This window comes from Anaerolineales bacterium (assembly GCA_003105035.1).
Lineage (GTDB): Bacteria > Chloroflexota > Anaerolineae > Anaerolineales > UBA4823 > FEB-25.
On record PQAL01000033.1, the window covers coordinates 283,378 to 300,190 of the forward strand.

The 16,813-nt window shown below is 50.9% G+C and carries 14 protein-coding genes; 11 read left to right on the forward strand and 3 right to left on the reverse strand.

Annotated elements, in window-relative coordinates:
- Positions 1-2 precede the first annotated feature (2 nt).
- Positions 3-1,541 (forward strand): hypothetical protein, encoded by a 1,539-nt coding sequence (locus C3F13_14295; GenBank protein PWB51601.1) that lies wholly within the window; start codon positions 3-5, stop codon positions 1,539-1,541.
- Between the two features lie 744 nt (positions 1,542-2,285).
- Here the strand turns inward: C3F13_14295 and C3F13_14300 are convergent.
- Entirely contained in the window at positions 2,286-3,119 is an 834-nt protein-coding gene (locus C3F13_14300) for an alpha/beta hydrolase (GenBank protein PWB51602.1), read from the reverse strand.
- 484 nt (positions 3,120-3,603) lie between these two features.
- Here C3F13_14300 and nadC point away from each other — a divergent pair, with 484 nt between their 5' ends.
- The 3 genes from nadC to nadB are packed head-to-tail and all read left to right on the forward strand — an operon-like array spanning position 3,604 to position 7,246.
- Positions 3,604-4,491 carry a nicotinate-nucleotide diphosphorylase (carboxylating) gene (nadC, locus tag C3F13_14305; protein PWB51658.1) on the forward strand — a complete coding sequence of 296 codons (888 nt, stop codon included), beginning with the start codon at positions 3,604-3,606 and terminating at the stop codon, positions 4,489-4,491.
- 53 nt (positions 4,492-4,544) lie between these two features.
- The gene (locus tag C3F13_14310; protein PWB51603.1) at positions 4,545-5,597 is read left to right on the forward strand and encodes a quinolinate synthase NadA; all 1,053 of its coding nucleotides are present in this window, start codon (positions 4,545-4,547) and stop codon (positions 5,595-5,597) included.
- 17 nt (positions 5,598-5,614) lie between these two features.
- The gene (gene nadB, locus C3F13_14315) at positions 5,615-7,246 is read left to right on the forward strand and encodes an L-aspartate oxidase (protein ID PWB51604.1); all 1,632 of its coding nucleotides are present in this window, start codon (positions 5,615-5,617) and stop codon (positions 7,244-7,246) included.
- A gap of 106 nt (positions 7,247-7,352) precedes the next feature.
- Here the strand turns inward: nadB and C3F13_14320 are convergent, their stop codons facing one another.
- Positions 7,353-9,275, reverse strand: a complete 1,923-nt coding sequence (locus C3F13_14320) for a glycosyl hydrolase family 35 (protein ID PWB51605.1) — start codon at positions 9,273-9,275, stop codon at positions 7,353-7,355.
- Between the two features lie 163 nt (positions 9,276-9,438).
- Positions 9,439-9,903, reverse strand: a complete 465-nt coding sequence (locus C3F13_14325; GenBank protein PWB51606.1) for a hypothetical protein — start codon at positions 9,901-9,903, stop codon at positions 9,439-9,441.
- Between the two features lie 131 nt (positions 9,904-10,034).
- Between C3F13_14325 and C3F13_14330 the strand changes: the two genes are divergently transcribed.
- The 7 genes from C3F13_14330 (at position 10,035) to C3F13_14360 (ending at position 16,699) form a co-directional block, all read left to right on the forward strand.
- Positions 10,035-10,322: a hypothetical protein gene (locus tag C3F13_14330; protein PWB51607.1), complete on the forward strand. Its 288-nt coding sequence runs from the start codon at positions 10,035-10,037 to the stop codon at positions 10,320-10,322.
- Between the two features lie 69 nt (positions 10,323-10,391).
- A complete protein-coding gene (locus C3F13_14335; protein PWB51608.1) occupies positions 10,392-10,775 on the forward strand; it encodes a hypothetical protein in 384 nt (127 codons plus the stop codon).
- Positions 10,776-10,921: 146 nt separating this feature from the next.
- Positions 10,922-14,131: a 6-hydroxy-D-nicotine oxidase gene (locus C3F13_14340; GenBank protein ID PWB51609.1), complete on the forward strand. Its 3,210-nt coding sequence runs from the start codon at positions 10,922-10,924 to the stop codon at positions 14,129-14,131.
- Positions 14,132-14,339: 208 nt separating this feature from the next.
- Positions 14,340-14,783, forward strand: a complete 444-nt coding sequence (locus C3F13_14345) for a hypothetical protein (protein ID PWB51610.1) — start codon at positions 14,340-14,342, stop codon at positions 14,781-14,783.
- Positions 14,784-14,977: 194 nt separating this feature from the next.
- Positions 14,978-15,880 (forward strand): hypothetical protein, encoded by a 903-nt coding sequence (locus C3F13_14350; GenBank protein PWB51611.1) that lies wholly within the window; start codon positions 14,978-14,980, stop codon positions 15,878-15,880.
- A gap of 15 nt (positions 15,881-15,895) precedes the next feature.
- Positions 15,896-16,108 (forward strand): hypothetical protein, encoded by a 213-nt coding sequence (locus C3F13_14355; protein ID PWB51612.1) that lies wholly within the window; start codon positions 15,896-15,898, stop codon positions 16,106-16,108.
- Between the two features lie 108 nt (positions 16,109-16,216).
- Positions 16,217-16,699 (forward strand): hypothetical protein, encoded by a 483-nt coding sequence (locus C3F13_14360; GenBank protein PWB51613.1) that lies wholly within the window; start codon positions 16,217-16,219, stop codon positions 16,697-16,699.
- Positions 16,700-16,813 lie beyond the last annotated feature (114 nt).

Consider the following 16,813-nt stretch of genomic DNA (forward strand, 5'->3'; position numbering starts at 1 on the left):
CTATGACCAGAACCTTGAGCTTCTTACTCCTTGGGGTAAGAAGCTCAAGGGGGATAGTAGGGATAAATTTTATGAGACAATACTTGATCATTTTCCTAACTATGACTCTTATACTCACTGCCTGCAGCCCTGTAGTCAATGAGAGCTCACAGCGGATTGCCATTCCCACAGCCAGCCTATCGACTGAGATTCCGTTGGAAACACCTGCGTATGTATCCCCAACGGTAAAGGGTGCGTATAATCTGTCGGATTTCATCGCCACCGGGATCCTTGGACGGCCTACCGACACATCCGTCACTATGAGCGTAGTTCCTAAAATGGCGATGGCGCTTTATTGCGAGTATGGTACATTCATGGGGACATACTCCGCTCGCACCCCCTCACAAATAGCATCAGGGGGTATACCTCTTGAAATTCTCATGGATGGGCTGGAACCTGATACGCGTTACTACTACCGCATCCGTTACAATGATTCAGCCGGTCCAGAACATACTTTTATCACCCAACGTTCAACTGGAGGCAGCTTTACTTTCGCAGTCCAGGCTGATTCGCACCTCAATACAGATAAACATTGCGACCCGGATCTCTACCGGCAAACTATGCTCAACATCGCCGTGAGTCAACCTGATTTTCTCATTGACCTGGGTGACACTTTCCGAACTGACAAGCTCAATACGATTAATCCCGAGACAATATCTCAGCTCTACATTGATCAGCGCCAGTATTTTGGTCTGTTATCGGCGTCAGCCTCGTTATTCCTGGCCAATGGTAACCATGAAATGGAGTGGGGCTGGCTCCTAGATGGCAGTGCAGATAACCCGGCTGTCTGGTCAGCTAATTTGCGTAACCAATATTTCCCCGAACCAGCACCGGATAATTTCTACTCAGGGGATACGAATATTGTCGAAAATATCGGTATGCTGCGGGATTACTATGCCTGGAAATGGGGAGAGGCCCTGTTTGTGGTCATCGATCCCTATTGGAGCACTATCACTGACCCCAAGAAAAGCCGCGATAATTGGGATTGGACTCTGGGAGAGACCCAGTACCAGTGGTTCCGCCAGACGCTCAAAACCAGCAATGCGAAATACAAGTTTGTTTTTACCCACCATCTGTTGGGTGAAAACCGGGGTGGCATAGAAGCTGCTCCTTATTTCGAATGGGGTGGGATGAACCGTAATGGCAGTTGGGGTTTCGATACATACCGGCCAAGGTGGGGAGTGCCTATCCACCAGCTTATGGTCGATAACCATGTCACAGTTTTTTTCCAGGGACATGACCACCTATTTGCAAAGGAAGCATTAGATGGTTTGATTTACCAGACTTTACCGATGCCCGCCAATACAAATGATGCTATTCCAAACCAGGAATTCTATCCGTCTGCGACTATGCTTCCTGGCTCGGGGTATTTATTAGTGGAAGTCTCACCAGAGCAAGTAAGTGTGAGCTTTGTTCGTTCTTTTATCCCGCAAGAGGAGAAACCTGACCAGCATAACGGACAGGTCGATTACACATACACAATAACACCCTCGGGTCACTAGAGTCATCCAACTGCCTGCTGGCCAAAGAGGCAGCTATGTCGTTGGAGCTGTAGTTTGTGCTGAGCTTTCCTGAAGGTTTGCCGATATGGCAACAAACAATCACTACTTTTACGCTTTTCACATTGGTTTTGTCAATAAAAACAAGGAGTAGGAACAAAAAGACCGATTTCTGATATCTAGCCATCAAAATAACTGAAGGTAGATATCCACATGGTTGGAATGATATTTTATTATTTAAAAGTAACACTCCCCATTCTTCGGCGTATTTTCATCACATCATGGATTGATATAATCAGACTAAGAACAGTATGGACGACCCGAATTTATCCAGCCGTAATGCGATCGCGTGATTATCATCCTTCATATTTATTGGCTTGTTACTGATCAGTCTTAAACTGATGTACAGCTACCCGGTGCTTGTCTTGGCGTACTCAATCGTGATGTTCTTTTTTGGTGTATCAGCGTTGGTTTACACCTCTATTTAAATCAGGCGTCACCAACCGTTCTACGACTACAAGCCGATGGTCTTTTGGGGTAGAACTACCAACGGCAGGAAACTCAGAAATACATTTACCATAATCAATATCATCGGCTTATGGCTGGTACTGAGCGGGGCAGGGTTGGCTTGCCTAAGCTATCTCAGGATTGAATAGCAGATGATCTGTTCTCGGGCAAAAACCTGACTGTCTTGTAAACCTTTTCAAGACAATCGGGTCTTTTAGTGATCAGTGTCAAGACAAAATCTTATAGATGTGCCGCCAGCCAGTTCTCCACGTCGGTAAGGACGGCTTCATGCTCCGGCTCGTTGAAGACCTCGTGATATAGGCCTTCGTAACGCTTGATGGACTTATCTTTAGAGCTGGCTTTGTCGTAAAGTAGCTGTGTCCCATCCGGGTCAACGAGCTTATCGTTGTTTCCCTGAACAACCATGAAGGGAAGCGTGATTTTCTCAACCTCAGCAGTGACCCGTTTCATGGCGCGCAGCATTTCAGCTGCCAGGCGGGCGGGAGTTTTCCCATGAAAGACGAGCGGATCATTGACATAGGCTGCGACCACCGCAGGATCGCGCGAGACCCCAGTGGCATCCAAAGCAAGAAGGCCTGCTTTGGGGGCGATGGCAGACAAGATCTTGCCCATGGCTATTGTGGATGAAGAAATATTGGCTGGTACCTTGACACTGGCCGCCGAGATCACCGCACCACGGAACTTGTCCTGGTTGTCGAGTAAGTAATAGCAGCTGATCAACCCACCCAGGCTGTGCCCAACAATGAAGATGGGTTTGCCTGGCTGCCAGCTCTTGACCATGTTGTAGTAGATCGTCAGCGGCTCGGTGAAGTCTTCGAAGCGGGTAATCACCTCGCGCTCGCCATCCGATTTGCCGTGACCAATATGATCCAGGCTGTAAACTGCATACCCGAGCGGCACGAAGTGATTCACGACGTTCATATACCGCCCACTATGCTCGCCCAGCCCATGCACCACGAACAAAATGGATTTAGCTTCCCCGTCAGGTAGCCAGGCCTGGTAATAAATGCTGGCTTCATGAGCGTCCTTGAAGGTACCTTCCTGATGATTCATTTGTCCTCCTTAATATTTTTCATGTATCAATATCCATTTGGATATAAAAAAAAGCAAACCGCGATGAATGTTCAAAAGCAAACCGGTTATTCACACCATCGATTATCCGTGTTGGCCGCCGAGCTTAACCAAAATAAGACCAGGGCCTGAATATGGATTGGATGAGCTGTATTAAACTAAAGTTTACTAACTCGTTCTAAAATGGGATGCTTGCTTATTGGAATTATTATAGTACAACTTCGTCGTGCTATGGGTCATCTGAATGCCCTCACCAGCGTTCTTGATCAACATTGCTTGGATTTCACACGCGTAATCTGACCACCAGATATGAAAATTGCAATTTTTACCTCTTTGGCAGGTCTGTTCATTACGGGTAAATACCCTGTGCTGTTCTTTACGAGATTAAAGGGGTACCATGCGGTACAATTAGCCCCGAGGTGGAGATATGTTCGGACAAACAGACCAACTGAATTCGCGACTTGCCATGATCAAATCGATCCTGCCGGTGGATTTACAGCATCCATCAGTGCTTAGTGTCATACAGCTGGCATTGGCAGAGGACCTGTCTGCCGAGGGTAAACTGGAAGCCCATCCTGCCCAGGGAGATGTCACCAGCATGGCAACCATCCCGGCCGATGCCAGGTTGAGTGGCTATTTTCGGGCGAAAGCCAATGGAGTGGTGGCGGGAATGCCGATCGCTGAAGCAGTGTTCCAACTGGTCGATCCTACCATGACCTTTCGGTCTTCCACGAAAGATGGCTCGCAAGTTGAAAAAGGCCAGATACTGGCAGTGGCACAAGGTAGTGGCAGAAGCCTGCTGGCTGGTGAGCGGACAGCGCTAAACTATTTAGGGCGGCTCTCAGGGATTGCCACTCTAACCCGCCGTTTCGTCGAAGCCGTCAAGGGTACCAAGGCGATCATCCTCGACACGCGTAAAACTGGACCGGGCTTACGCATGGTGGATAAATACGCGGTGCGCATGGGCGGGGGACAAAATCATCGCGTGGGGCTGTTTGACATGCTGCTAATAAAAGATAATCACATCAGTGCAGCAGGTGGGATCAAGCAGGCTGTCACCCGGGCCCGCGAGCTATTTGGCAACAGATTTGCCATTGAAGTGGAAGTCAAGAACCTGTCAGAATTAGACGAAGCCATTAATCTGCATGTCGACCGTATCATGCTGGATAACATGGACCTGGATACGATGCGTAATGCAGTGCAGATGACCCGTGGGCGTGTCCCACTGGAGGCCTCAGGGAACGTCAACCTGACCAACGTGCGTCAGATTGCAGAAACTGGAGTGGATTTCATCTCGTCAGGGACTCTCACCCACTCTGCCCCCACTCTTGACATCAGCATGAAAATAGGATAAATTATGTCCAGAATCTATGGTTGATGCATAGATTTGGAATTGGAGCGCGTGAAATGACTGTTGAAACGATGTATCAGGATATGAAAAGCAAATTGGAACGGGTGGTACCCGATTTTGAGCTACGTTATAAGGCTGAGTTGGCGGAAGAGATCAACCAGCTTAAAAAGGAAAGGAACGCGGTTATCCTGGGGCATAACTACATGGAACCGGCATTGTTTTATTCCATCCCCGATTTCCGCGGCGATTCGCTAGACCTGAGCCGTAAAGCTGCCCAAACTGACAAGGATGTCATTGTCTTTTGCGGGGTACGCTTCATGGCCGAGACGGCCAAGCTGCTCAACCCGACCAAGACAGTGCTGCTCCCCTCCGAAAAGGCCGGCTGCAGCCTGGCAGCCAGCATCACTGCCCAGGATGTGCGTGAGTTACGGGCTCGTTACCCGGGTGTGCCAGCCGTGGCGTACGTGAACACTTATGCGGATGTTAAAGCCGAAGTGGATATTTGCTGCACTTCCAGCAATGCCAAGGCAGTGGTTGAGTCACTCCATTCGGACACGGTCATCTTCCTTCCGGATGAATACCTGGCGCGCAATGTGGCCAAGGAAACTGGTCGACATATTGTTTTCCCCACCTTGCAGGACGGAAAAAACTCGACCACGCTGGATTACCAGCAGGTAGGCAACCATGACACGATGGTTGGCTGGCGTGGGCGCTGTGAGGTGCACGAGAAATTCACCGTCAAGGATATCGAAGCTGTGCGTAAGCAATTCCCCGAGGTGGTCATCCTTTCCCACCCAGAGTGCAGCCCGGAGGTCGTGGCAGCTTCCGATTTTTCAGGGGGCACGAATGCCATGATCCGCTATGTAAAGGAAACCAATGCACCCCAATATCTGGTGCTGACTGAATGTGCCATGGGCGATAATATCGCCGCGGCCAACCCGGAGAAAGATATGCTCAGGCTGTGCTCGGTACGCTGCCCGCATATGAACCAGATCACCCTGGAAGACACCTTGAAAAGCCTGCAACTTAACCAATATGTGATTTACATTCCTGAAGATATCCGAGTGAGGGCGGCGCAGGCTGTTGAGCGCATGATTGCCATCGGGTAGAGGGGGAGGTTGAGGAGATGCAAACCGATGTATTAATCATTGGCTGCGGTATCGCTGGTGCAACGGCAGCCATTCGTTTGTCGCGGGATACCCAACGCCAAATCACCGTAATCACGCGTGCCGAAGAGGCTCTCGACAGCAATTCGAGCTATGCCCAGGGAGGCATCGTCGGGAGGGGGACTGACGATAGTGTCGAGTTGCTTGAAGAAGATGTGCTTACGGCGGGGGCGGGGCTGTCATACCCGCCGGCTGTCCGACTGTTGGCTGAGCGTGGCCCCGAGCTGCTACAGGATGTGATCATCGGGCAAGCAGGCCTGGAATTTGACCATGATGAACAGGGTCACCTGGTTATGGGATTGGAAGCAGCCCACACGCGCCGGAGGATTCTGCATGTGGGAGACGGCACCGGTGAAGCCATCATGCAAGCGCTGCTAAAGAAGCTGGAAGGCATACCGAACATCACCTTGCTCACCAAGCATACCGTGGTAGACCTGATCACCTTCCCACACCATGCCACCGATCCCCAGGCAGTATACCAATCACTCACCTGCCACGGGGCGTATGTGTTCGACCAGGAAACCCGCAAGGTAATCCCAATCCTTGCCCGTAAAACCGTTCTGGCCACGGGTGGTGTGGGGCAGATCTACCTGAACACCACCAACCCGACCGGAGCACGCGGCGATGGTGTGGCAATGGCCTACCGGGCTGGGGCGAATATCATCAATTCTGAATATGTACAATTTCACCCCACCGCGCTGAGTAGCTCGGATGCTACAAAATTCCTGATCAGTGAAGCCGTGCGTGGTGAGGGGGGCATCCTGCTCACTCCACAGGGGAAGCCCTTCATGGCTAAATACGCCCCTGAATGGAAAGACCTGGCCCCGCGTGACATCGTAGCCCGGGGGATCTATTCGGAGATGGTGGATAAAGGCTACCCATACGTCTTGCTCGACATCGCCTCGCATAAACCTGCCAAGTTTATCCGCGAACGCTTCCCGCATATCTATGCTTTCTGCAAGAATCAGCGGATCGACATCACCCGCCAGCCAATCCCGGTGGTGCCAGCCGCACATTACTTCTGCGGCGGTGTGCAGGTGGACTTGACCGGTCGCACGAGCATTCCCAACCTGTATGCGGTGGGCGAAGTGAGCTGCACCGGCGTGCACGGAGCTAACCGGTTGGCGAGCACTTCCCTGCTGGAAGGATTGGTTTGGGGGGTGCAGGCAGCTGAAGATATCCGCGCTCAATCGCCAGCCTTGCTGCTAAATGACCAGGATGTACCGGAATGGAACGATAGCGGGCTGATCTACGAGCCTGATCCGAACCTGATCCACGCAGATATGTACAGCGTGCGGAACCTGATGTGGCATTATGTGGGTCTCGTGCGCAGTGAATATCGGCTGAACCGGGCGATACGTGATCTTCGCCAGCTCTGGCTGGACATCGAAGAGTTTTACCGGAAAACCCGCCTGAGCGACGAGCTGATCGGCTTGCGCAACAGCGTGCAAACAGCCTTGATCGTGGCATATGCTGCTCACCGAAACAGGTATAGTCGCGGTTGCCACTACCGCGAAGACAGCCACCCCCAGGCTAAAACCGCCACATCTCCCGAAGCAGCCAACGTCAAGCTCAGTGGCGGGCTGGGCTAGGAACCCAATCCACGCATAGAAACCCCGGACATCCCGATGCCCGGGTAGGTTGATCAGCAACCCTGAAGCAAGGTTGCTGGAATACCCGATATATTGAATCGGATCTTTATGGTTTTATTGTGATTCTCTCCACCGATTTTTTCTCACCTGGCCAATAGAGCAGGCGCTGGCTGGAGCGCTTTATTTCGTAGCGTCCATCACTCACCCGTACACTGTAACCGTGCGGGTATTGATAATTAGGCACGAAGATTTCGGTGGGGGCGGTGATCTGGGGATCAGGCCGGAAGGCCATATGGAAAACACGCCTGCGTGGGTTGAAACCTGAACTTATTAGCTTTCCCGCCGTGGCAACTGGATAGGGGCGTACCACGGCTTGTAAGGCACGACCGCCTGAGTTGATATCCCGCGGGTTACTGCGTTGGTCTGGGCTGTAGATCGACAGGTCTTCGTCGTTCCACTGGTCACCATGCAGGTTGGTATTATCGGGGGAGTAATTCCACAGGCTGTAATTGAGCAGGTTATCTTCCACCGCTTGCATGCTGCGTTGGAGAGCCTTCAGCTGGATGCTGAAGTCACCCGTCTGATAGGCGTGTTTCTCGTGCAGGTCGTAAGGGATGCCAAATTCACCCAAAACGAATGGCACGCCGCTCAGGCGTCCCTCAGCCTGCTGCTTGAGCGTGGCAAGCTGTGAACGATATGATCGGCGGATGCCTGGCGGTGTAAAAACTGCCCGCCGGCTCAGGCTGTTGACTCCAATCCAGGGGGTGTACTCCTTTTTTACCAGCACGAAGGCATCGTACCAATGCGGCGCGTAGACCACCTCCGTGGCTTCCTGGGCATCCATGACATACGGCGGCTGGTCCGGTTCGGTCTCGATGAAAATCAAAGCACCAGGGTGTACATCATGAATAGCTGCAGTGAATCGGCGGTTAAATGGCCGGTAGTAATCCTCCGCAAAGCTGACTGATTTGCCATTTACCTGGGCGAAGTAGTCAGGTCGCAGCAGGTGAGGCTCACCTGCTGCATCAAAGTCCCATACACCGTGTTGTTTCCAGATACAGTCGTATCCCGGAAGCCAGGCATGCGAGCCGAATTCGTTCAGGCGGCGCGTTCCTGTTTTCTTCAGGCTGGCCAGGCCGATCGACCAGACATCAACCTCTTGCGAGATGCCTGCAGCTAGAAGCATCGATTGGTAGGGAGTCGGAGATAGGTCAAGCGAAACCGATCCATCGAGCGAATTGAGGTCCTTCCAACCAATGAAGCCACTGGATGGCTCGTTCAAGCTATCGTAGCCAAGCACATTAGGCTGGTCTTTCACGCGCACAGCCACCTGGCTGATTGCATCGATGTAATGGCGTTGCAGGTACTCCTGTGCGGGCTCACCTTCGATCATGGTCTGGGGAGCAAAGTCATTCCCGGCGAAGAAGAGGGTGAACATGGTGGCGCAGGCGAGCTTTGATGTATTGGTATGCCAGGCCATGCGTGGGTAGGGCGAGGGATGGGTGGCGTGCACCAGCGCTGCGCCTGTTTCGGTGAAGTGGGTGATATCCAACCCCACGGCTTCGAGTGTCCAGCCTGGTGCGCCATCACCGCCCGAGAACCGGCTCCACACATCTTGGTGAGGGTCAATGAACAGGTAAAAACCGTATTGAGCGGCTTTTCTGACTACTTCAACCAGGTAGTCAAGGTAAGCGGAATCGTATATCCCTGGCCCCGCATGCTCGATGCCTTCCCAGGTGACCACCAGGCGTAGGAAATTAAAACCCCATTCACGCAAGCGTTCCAGGTGTTCATCTGCATGGGCTATAGGGAATGGACGGCCGATAAAAGACACCTGGCGATGATCAAAAAAACCTTCTTGAGTGTATGTAGCCCCAGGAGGCGTATAGGGCACTTTGCTGCTGCCTGCCAGGTTGACACCGCGCAGCATGACCTGGCGTCCGAAGTCATCATTAAAATCCGTCTTATTTACGAAGATACCCATAGCTGCTCCGGTCATCTTGATGAGAAGACTAAACCAGCCACACATCCTGGCAAGGTCAGTCTTTCCATCTCTTGATTGATTCAGTTGACATTTACTCGAGGAGATTATATACGAAGTTTTATTCTACATGGCGGATACAGGCGCGAAGACCTACCCCGAATACACGGAATTCTGCTGGGCAATAATGGAACTACTCAAGTTGTATCGGTTACGCTGGCTCGCGGATGAATAAGTGGGCGATGAACGATACCAGGCTGACAATGACCGATCCCCAAAATGCGCCCCATGGAACCTGGACAACCAGGCCAATTCCCAACAGGCTGCATATCCATGATGAAAACCACAACAAGAACGCGTTGATTACCAGCATGAATAAACCTAAAGTCAGGACGATGAACGCACAGGAGAGCAACTTCAGGATAGGCCGGATAAAGATATTCACCAAGCCCAACACTATCGCCATAACCGCAAAGGCCAGGTAAGCTGATGTACCTTCGATAGACATCAAGCCACGCGGGGCCAGTACCAGATAAGCTATAACCAGACCGATGACCGTGATTACCCAATGAATTAAGAATCTCATGATTATTATCCTTTCCCCGTCTTGTTCCATCCATGAACCCAGGATGGGTTTGCATATATGGTACTTGTGGGCAAGGGTTCTGTCAATCATTGGAAAATTATAGATTTATTAATGGTAAGGCGATGTTCGCTGTGATACATGGTCTACAGGATATTATGTATAATCAAATTGCAATCACCGCCAAGCAATGCGCAAGGTGATTGTCATGGAGGAAAGCTAGCATGGCATCTGAACGCGATCCTGAAGGCAATGAGCTGAGCCAACTGATAAATGCGTATCCGATTTCTGGCAAGAAAGCCCTTGAAATCGGTTGCGGAGATGGGAAGTTAACCTGCCAGTATTCAAACTTGCCAGACCACCTCATCGGAATTGATCCATGTATGGCTGACTTGCAGGCAGCGCAGAATAAAAGATCACCAGGCAAGCTGTATTTAGTCCAGGCTAAGGGCGAAGAGTTACCGTTTAGCAACCGCGTATTCGACCTGGTAATCTTCGCTTCATCGCTTTGATGAATTGAACCACAGGGCATGGTGCATGCCCTACAAGAATCCTGGCGAGTGTTGACACCTCATGGCAGCATGGTTGACGTGCGCCCCTTATGCGTCGATGTGCCCCTGGAAGTGGTTTTTGCGCAGAAGAGCCAATCTGCCGGAATGGTGGATCTTAGCCCGGATATCGGTCGCGACATTGCTGCTGATAAAGCATTGGCAACAGCATTCGCAACACAGCTCTTCCTCGAAACAAGTCTTGAATTTTTCGATTTTAGTTTTTACTGGCATTCTGTCGAGGAAATGAAGGCAGACCTCGATGAAAATTGGAAGGATGAGACAAAAATATCTGAAGATGTATGGCAGAGCGCGGATGAGTTGTTGGCTGAGCATTCCCCAGGTGCTAAACTCCGACTTGCAGTACAGATGAAATTAGGGTTGTATAAAAAGCTTATTATTTTATCAAACGACTGATAAAGAATTTAGTCGCTGGGGCTTATTTACTTCGACCAGCAATTGAAGTGAAGGAAATATATAACAAGTCATGCTAAAATAACGTTAGCGATGGGGTTTTTCTTAAAACGAGGAGGGGAAGGATAACCTCAATACTGAAAGTATCATTGCTTGGGGAGTTCCACATTAAATACGGCGAGACATCGCTGCATGATGTCAATACCCCGCGACTCCAATCACTGCTGGCATATTTACTCCTGCGCCGGGGGATTTCCCAATCACGGGCACACCTTGCCTACATCTTCTGGCCAGACACCACCGAAGCCCAAGCTCGTACGAATTTACGGAACTTGCTTCATCAATTACGGAAGGTCTTACCTGATGCAGATATTTACCTGGGAGCGGACGCTCAAAGCTTGACCTGGCGGGAGGATGCTCCATTTACTGTAGACGTTGCAGACTTCCAGGCTGCCATAAGCGTAGCTGATAAGGCAAGTAAGTTGGGCGACATCCGCGCTTCACGCCTGGAATACGAAAAAGCCACAGCACTCTACCACGGCGACCTGCTACCAAGCTGTTATGACGACTGGATCATCCCGCAGAGGGAAGGGCTGCGACAGGCGTTCCTGAACGCGCTGGATGAGCTGGTGCGCCTGCTCGAAGACCAGCGTGACTACCCGGCAGCGATCGAGAGCGCTCAGCGAATTTTGCGTGCTGATCCGCTGCATGAGGCCACTTACCGGCATCTGATCCGCCTGCATGCCCTCAATAATGATCGCGCCAGTGCCCTGCGCGCATACCATACCTGTGCTTCGATCTTGAAGCATGAGCTGGACGTCGAGCCCAGCGCAGCAACGAAGGAATTGTATGAGCAGCTACTAGGAGAGAAAATTACTCCCCGACTTTTGGTGCCAATTACAAGGGGTTATTTGCCCATGGTTGGACGTGATGCTGAATGGCTGCAGCTACTCCAGGCATGGAAAGCGGCTGCACAAAGTGCCGGCCAACGCCTAATGCTGATCTCTGGCGTGGCGGGGATTGGTAAAACTCGATTAGTGGAAGAACTACTCCAGTGGGCTAACCGACAGGGAATAACCACTGCCAATACCCGCTGTTATGCTGCAGAAGGTTCATTAGCCTATGGGCCAGTGATTGCATGGCTACGCAGCCATCCCTTAGAAATTCTTGACGATTCCTGGCTTTCAGAAATTTCCCGCCTTCTCCCTGAGGTATTGATCCCGCGACCAGACCTCCGGTCGCCCGCCCCTTTGACCGATGCCTGGCAGCGACAACAACTGTTTGAGGCGCTAGCGCGGGCTGTAATTGGATTGAGGCAGCCCTTCCTGTTGATTATCGATGACCTGCAATGGTGCGACCGTGACACTTTTGAATGGCTGCATTTCTTGCTGCGCTATGATCGAGAGGCGCGTTTTCTGGTAGTGGGTACGTATCGGCCAGAAGAAATCACCACTGAACACCCACTAACATCTTTGCTCTATTCACTGAGGAAGGATGAACAGGTTATCGAGCTGGAGCTGCAACCCCTGGATATGGATGCCACCATTAGCCTGGTGCGGCAGGCGGCAGGCACCGAAATAAATGTCGACCAGGCCCTAAAGTTGTTTGCTGAAACCGAAGGTAATCCTTTGTTTGTAGTCGAAACAGTCCGGGCAGGCATGAGCGATCCTCAACAGATGATAAGGGCAACCAGCATTGGAAAACCTGAACAACCAACATCGCCCGACGGTATAAGCCTTCCCCCCAAGGTGCAATCCGTGTTAATGACCCGCCTGGCGCAGCTTTCCACGCCTGCCCGAGAGCTTGCTGGACTGGCTGCCACCATTGGGCGAGAGTTCAGTTTTCCTTTATTGGCTGAGGCCAGTAACCGAGGCGAGGATACGCTAGTCCGCGAGCTAGATGAATTGTGGCAACGCAGGATTATCCGGGAGCATGGAGCTGATGGGTACGACTTCAGCCATGATAAGCTCCGGGAGGTAGCCTATCATAATTCCAGCATCGCCCGGCGAAGACTACTGCACCAGCAGGTTGGCAGGGCTTTGGAAACCTTGCATGCGGCCGACTTGGGATCATTCAGTCACCAGATCGCAGCTCACTATGAACAGGCGGGCTTGCCAGACCTGGCAGCACCTTTCTACCTGCGTTCTGCCCAGGTGGCGCGGCAGGTCTTTGCTAATGATGAAGCCGTATCATTATTAAAACGAGGTATCACGCTTATCGAAGGCATCCAACAAAAAGAGGCTGACCATCCATCAAAGCTGGCATTACAATTGTGGGAAGAGTTAGGTGATATCCACGAAATGCGGGCTGAGCATACGGAAGCAAAATATACCTATGCAGAAGCGCTAAAAAACGTGGCTGTGCCAGATCGAACAGACAGAGCCAGGCTGCACCGTAAGGTGGGCATTGCTTTGCGTGAAGAACGGCAATATGCTGAAGCACTATCAGCCTGTAATCAGGCCGAAGCCGAGTTAGGCATGCAAGCCGAGCGAGAACAAGCAGATTGGTGGAGAGAATGGACAGAAGTACAGGTGGAAAGGATTTGGGCATATTACTGGCTGGCCCATTGGCCCGAAATGGAGCTGCTGGTCGATAAAACCCAACCGGTTGTCCAGGAGCTTGGAGGTGCCAGGTTAAAGGCCAGGTTCTTGATGGCGACCTGCCTGATGCACCTGAGACGGGAAAGGTATGTTGTATCGGATGCAATGCTCGATGATGCGGTTGAAGCAGTGGCAGCCAGCCGTGAATGGGGTGACTTGAAAACGCGCATCGAATGCCGATTTGAGTTGGGGTTTCTACACTTATGGCGGCGAGAGCTGGATGAAGCTGAAGAAAATCTGCAGGCTGCCCTGGAGTTGATTGAGATTTCTGGCTTTGTCCCCATGCGTGTTCTCAGCCTGACTTACTTGACGGTGGTGAATCGATTTCGGGGAAAAGTGGATGAAACCTCTGACTTAGCGATACGCGCCCAGATTGGTGCTGAAACTGCGCATATGCCTGATTACATCGCTGCAGCAAAGGGAAACCTGGCCTGGGTCGCCTGGCGCAAGCAGGACCTGGATCTGGCCAGGGAATTATGCCTGGATGCCGTCCAGGTTTGGCAGCAGTCACCCATGCAGTACCCATTTCAGTGGCAAGCACTGTGGACATTGATCGGAGTAACCAGCGAACTTGGTAATTGGGACGAAGCCTGGTTCTACGTGAGTAAGCTGATTGAACCGACCCAACAATTATTACCAGAAGAGATAAATATGTCGTTGGAAGCAACAATAGAAGCAAAAACGCAGGGGAATGAAATTTTAGCTCGGTCTCACCTTGAGTGTACCATCACAGCTGCTCGCCAGCGGGGTTACTTGTAATTTTTTCAATCATTCTTTCTATATAGCAATAAATTAATAACCCAAAAAGATCAAGCTCGCATTATTTCGCGGGCGCGTATGTGATTAAGCTTCAGAAATCCCAAATAAACGCTGTATCAAACGTTTTTCAAACGCTGAAATTGCTATGATGAGTTTAGATCATGGAGAGAACCAAACAGTAAGCAAACAAAAAACAGTGGAGGAAGTAATGAAAATTCGGATTACGCTCATCGCATTATTTATCGCTGGTTGCATATTTCTAGCGTTTCCCAAAAGTGCAGCAGCCACACCCCCAGACACATTAACCATCGATGTAGATATGTGGGTAACAGGTGAAAATTCTGCAGCAGGTACATTCACCATAAGTGGCGTGGTAGCTGATTCGGGTGTTGCAACCGAGACATTTTTCATGGCAGACGATACCAGCCATGGAGTAAAAACACTGGTCAGTGCTCAGGGCACAATCACCATCAAGTACCAGGTGCAGCTGACCTGGACACCGGATATGGGCATCGCTCAGGGGAGATACACGATCATCAACGGAACAGGTGCATACGCGCGGCTGCATGGGGTTGGGACGACCTACGCTACCCTCGATTTAAGCACTGGCCACTTGCTGGCAAACTACACCGGTACTGCCCATTTCGATTAGGGTGGTGTAGGCGAGCACCGAAAGACGGTTTGGCTTTATGGAGAGGGAGCCGGTCTCCCTCTCCAGTGATGGCCAAAGGTGATTAAAACCAATAGATAGCAAGCCGGAAGCCCGCCAGGGTTCCTAAAGTCACACACATTTTGATTGAAATCGGAACCGGGGCATTGAAAAGAGTGAATGTTAAGGAGAAAGCCATGATACTCGTCGTTGGAGCAACAGGCATATTGGGAGGCATGATCACCAGGCAACTGCTTAGGGAAGGTAAGGAAGTTCGTATCCTGGTGCGGAAGAATTCACCCTCTGAACAGCTGGCCCTACAGGGAATGGCAACCACCGCAAAATCGTTGATTGAGGCAGGCGCTGAACCAATATATGGTGATATGAAGGAGCCTGCCACACTAGCCATCGCATGCAGGGGCATCGAGACGGTCATCACCACAGCCAATTCAGCGATGCGCGGTGGGGATGACACTGTGGATAGTGTCGACCGTAAGGGTAACCGAAACCTCATTGAAGCCGCTGAGGTAGCTGGTTTGGAACAGTTTATTTTCATCTCATTCTTTGGGGCTAGCCCCGATAACCCGCTGCCGCTATTACAGGCAAAAGCAGAGACGGAGCAGAGGCTGATGCAAAGCAAGATGAATTTCACCATTCTCAGCCCCAATTTCTTCATCGAAAGCTGGGCAGGGATGGTGGTGGGAATCCCGCTTCAAGCCAGGCAGCCCATCACATTAGTAGGGCAGGGCACGCGTTTACACTCGTTGATTTCTATGAAAGATGTTGCTGCATTTGCAGTAGCTGTGGTTGGAAATTCCTCAGCGATAAACCAAAAAATGATCCTTGGCGGGCCGGAGCCTCTGACCTGGCAAGGCATTGTTGGAGCATTTGGGAAGGTGTTGGGAAGTGAATTGCCTGTCCAGTACGTTGCACCGGGCACACCCATGCCTGGACTACCTGAGATGGTCCCCGCGGTCCTGGCTGGCATGGAAACATATGATTCACCCATCCCGATGGAGCAGACTGCCCTCAATTATGGTGTGAAAATGACCCCATTAATTACCACGATCCAGGCGATGCTCAATATTCCAGCAGCTTAGTGAGGGATTGACAGGATGACCGATAAAGAGGAAACAAGCCAGCCATCACAGTTATTCACCCTGCGTATGTGGCTGGAAGACCTGGGTGAAGGTCAGATGGATTGGCGAGGGAAAGTCCAGCACATCGGTAGTGGCGAGGTCCGCTATTTTCGGAGCTGGCAGATGCTCCGGGACTTTGTTGAAGATAAGCTGTTCTCGCCTGGCCATGAACCAGGCAACACGAGGTAAGAAGGGATGTATAGATTTACTCAACCAGGCTCAAGGGCATCTCTTGGTTTTAGAGGAAAAATATTTTGGTAGATTTTTATCCATTGGCATTTAAATAAGGAGGAAAAAATGACAATTAATTGGTTATCACTTGTTATTGGGGTAGTGATCGGTTTATTGATCATGGGGGCGCTTGTCTGGCTCATGATGCCTTCAATGATGCTGGTCAGGCACAAGACGGGGCAGGGGTATGGCGATGTCCTCGCCAAATTGAACGAAATTCTGTCGAAGAAAGGAGACTGGAAAGTAGTGCACACCAACGATTACCAGCAAACCACAGCAAATTTTGCTGCACTTGAGAAGGTGTGTAGTGTGAATGTATGCAACCTTCGTTATGCTGCTAGAATTTTAGATGAGGATGGTAACCGAGGTGTCACCGCGTTCATGCCCCTGTCTCTCGGAGTATATGAAGATAAACATGGGAAAGTCTACATTTCACAGCTCAATGTTGGCTTGCTGGGCATGATGTTTGGCGGGACGATCGCAAAAGTCATGAAAATGGCAGGTAAAGATATCAACGAGGTGGTTGGTTCAATTATTGCCCTTAAGTAAGCCGACTCATTAGGATGCCTTCTTTCTCGTTCAGAAATCCATTTCAAGCATTGATGGATTTCTATCATAGGCGCAGAAATTATACGTAAGGCAAGGAATAGGTCATCGACATGC